We start from the raw sequence: 2,997 nt of genomic DNA, 5'->3' as shown, positions 1-2,997 counted from the left end.
GCCGAGGGCGCCGGCCCTAAAGGGGCCGGCGCCCTCGGCATGCCGTACAGGGGGGTTAGAGCAGCTTGAGGGCGGCTTCGGTGGTGGCGGCCAGGACGAACGCGTCGATGTTGGCCTCGACGGGGAGGGAGTTCGGTGCGCCGCCGCCCCACTTGATGGCGGAGATTAGCCAGCCGGCGGTGAAGGGCACGGGAATGTCGTACCGGTGACGGGCCTGGTGGGCGATCAGGCCGTAGGTGCGGGTGGCACGCTCCTCGTCGCGGATCAGCAGCCACCGTAGTGCCTGCGCTGTCGCCGGTGTTGGGTCGGGAAGGCCGGCGTACTGGGCACTCTCGTAGGTGGCTTCTCCATCGGCCCACCTCTCACGGAACGCGGTGGTGCCAGGGCTGATCAGCGACAGGAGCGCGGCGTCGAGCAGCACTCCGGTAGCGAGGTGGAGCGGTAGTTCGGTGGCCTGGTCGAACATGTGCAAATCTCCGATCTGCCAGTGGGCAAGATCCAGCCACGCTACGTGCTGGCCCGGTGACTCCGGGCCTGAATGAGGAGATCCATCCCTGCCGTCGAGTGTGACCTGTTGGTTGTGGTGGGCGTGTTTTGGCCTCTCTTGCCGGGTTGTCTGGACCTTTGGTTATGCCTGTCGGGGGTGTCTGGTGGGTGGTGTGGGGTGACTGCTTTGGTGACCGTGTGTGGTGGTGGGTGGGGTCGGCCCGCTTGAGGGCCGGTGGGGTGTTGTGGGCTTGTATTCGGGGCTTAATTCCGCAGGTAATTCCGCCTGGTTGTTTTGGCGGATTCGTTGCTGGTGGTGGCGTGAATTCGGGTAGGGCGGGGTGATGGCGGGGTTGCTGTTCGGTTTCGTCCAGGCTGGGTCCGCCGTCCCCGGTGCCCATGCCCGCCTCGCCGCCGCCCGGGCTGCGCTCCGTCCGGGTGTGTCCCGGGCGGTCGGTGCTGCGCCGCCGTCCCGGGCTCGCCGTCCCGGGCCCGCCGTCGCCGTCCGGGCCGTGCCTGTCCGTTGCGCCCGCTCGCTGGTCGGCTGGGTGGCCGTCAGGGCGCTCTGGTGGTGGCCTGGGAGGTCGTCCCGGCGCTGTGCTGGTGGTGGGTGGGGGTTGTCGCGTGTGCTGTCGCGTTGCCTGTCGTGTGGGGGGTTGTCGTGCGTTGTGACGTGGGCGGATACGGCTGTTCCCGTGTGTGTGGTGGGGGCGCGACAGGTGGGTGGGACAGGGTGCCGGGGCGCGGGTCGTGGCTGGTGCTTGGTGGTGGCCGTCTCCGGGCCGACGACTGGCAGGTGCTGGCGGTCCTGGCCGCCGTCCGGGGCGCTGTCCGGGGCGGCGGGGCACGGCCGGGACGGCGGCCGCCGGGGAGGCCGGCCTTGTCGGCGGGCTGGTCCTGGTGGTGGTGCTCGGTGGCGGGGTGGCCGGTGGCCGGGTGGTTGGTGGGTGGTGCGACGCGGGGGTGCGACGTGGTGTTGCGGTGGGGTGCAACGCGGGGCCGTGTTGCGGGTCTGACCAGGTGTTATGTGGCTGGGAGCGGGGGCGGGTGGGCGTGTTGCACCCCGTGTTGCACCAGGCTGCGCCGGTTGGCCGGCCTCGGCGGCCCGCCGCCGCCTGCCCGCGTCGCCCGGCGCCGCGCCCCGCCGTCCTGCTGCTGGGCCTGGTCGCCGTCCTGGTCGGCCGCCAGGCCGTCCTGCTGCGCCCGGCTCGGCCGCTGCTGTGCTGCCCGCTGCTGGGGCCCTGGCCGCCCGTCCAGGCCGCCGTCTTGGCCGTCCCGGCCCCCGGGTTGCTCGGCCGTCTCGGGGCCCGCCCTGGCCGCCGTCCTGGCTCGGTGTTCGGTTTGGTGTCGCCGTTCCAGGAATTACTCGGTTGACGTCGGGTGGGATTTTCTGGGCGGTCTGGAAAGGCGGTCACCGTGTCGGATGCGAGGGCCGCAGGCCCCTTTCCAGCGTGCCTGAATACGATTCCTCGCCGCTGCGCCACGGAATGGTTTCGAATTGCCGTCCGAAAGGGAGCGGAATGGAATTCGGATTCCCGCCGTTAGTGCGGCAGGATAGAGCCGTGATGGACGGCTGCCGCGAGGTTGCCCGTTCACGTCCCGCGCCCCTCCGGAGACCGGTAGGATAGGGCTGTACGGAATTCGGGAAAACGCCGCCGGATTCGCTTCGGATTCCGGCCGGGAGTCTGCGGTTGAGGGCCCGTCAGGGACCGCCGTCCGGGGCGCCTGTGAGGGCCCGCCACCCGGGGCCGGGGGAGGCCGAGCCGGACCGGTGCCCGGGGGTTGCCCCTGAGGGCCGCAGGCCCCGCCCCGAGGGCGGCGGATGGGCCGCTAGCCCAGCAACTAGGCGGCTGACCGGCCACCGGCCGGGGCCAAGGGAGGGCCCACGGGGGTGGGGTTGTGACTGATACCGGAAGTCCGCGACACATCGTCAACGCCGAGGGCCGCAGGCCCCGGCCGGCACCCCGCCCACCCCGGAGGGATGGGCCGCTACCCGAATTCCGCGTCACATCGTCAACGCTCACCCCCGGGCGCAGCCCGGGAAACACTGCCAGCCAATCAGCCCGTAGGGCCGTGAAAACACCGGCTCAACAAGGCGGGAAAGCCGACCAGTTGATGGGCCGTAGGCCCGGAGAAAAGCCACCGGAAAGGCGGAGCGCAGCGACGCCCGACGGCCGTCTAACACCCCCTCACACCACCGCTGAAAGCCGGAGTTTTGGGGGGCCGTGGGGCCGGTACAACCCCCCCCGCACGGGGGCCGCCCGGCCCGCCCCGACGCCCGCCGAGACGGTGGGCGTCGCGCCAACGAATTCGCCGCAGGCGAATTCCCCCAACCACGCACCGCCCGCCGAGGCGCAGCCGAGGCCACACCACGCACGGTGACGGCGTAGCCGTCACCCCCCGGCTGACGCCGCGTCAGCGGCGCCGCTCCCGCGCCAGCGGGAGCTTACCAGTGTCTGATTCCCAAAACCGACCCCACAGCAATCTTGGACAGCTCGCGTGGGCTGGATT

Annotated in this window: 2 protein-coding genes; one reads left to right on the top strand and one right to left on the bottom strand. The window is 71.4% G+C overall.

What is annotated here, in order from left to right:
* Positions 1–55: 55 nt before the first annotated feature.
* The gene (locus ACFWOG_RS40340; RefSeq protein WP_380364671.1) at positions 56–466 is read right to left on the bottom strand and encodes a hypothetical protein; all 411 of its coding nucleotides are present in this window, start codon (positions 464–466) and stop codon (positions 56–58) included.
* A gap of 1,085 nt (positions 467–1,551) precedes the next feature.
* Here ACFWOG_RS40340 and ACFWOG_RS40335 point away from each other — a divergent pair.
* On the top strand, positions 1,552–1,860 hold the full coding sequence (locus ACFWOG_RS40335) for a hypothetical protein (protein ID WP_380364669.1): 309 nt from the start codon (positions 1,552–1,554) through the stop codon (positions 1,858–1,860).
* The last annotated feature ends 1,137 nt before the right edge of the window (positions 1,861–2,997 follow it).

Source organism: Kitasatospora sp. NPDC058406 (genome assembly GCF_042722765.1).
GTDB lineage: Bacteria > Actinomycetota > Actinomycetes > Streptomycetales > Streptomycetaceae > Kitasatospora.
This window is presented reverse-complemented; position numbering and strand designations above follow the sequence as displayed.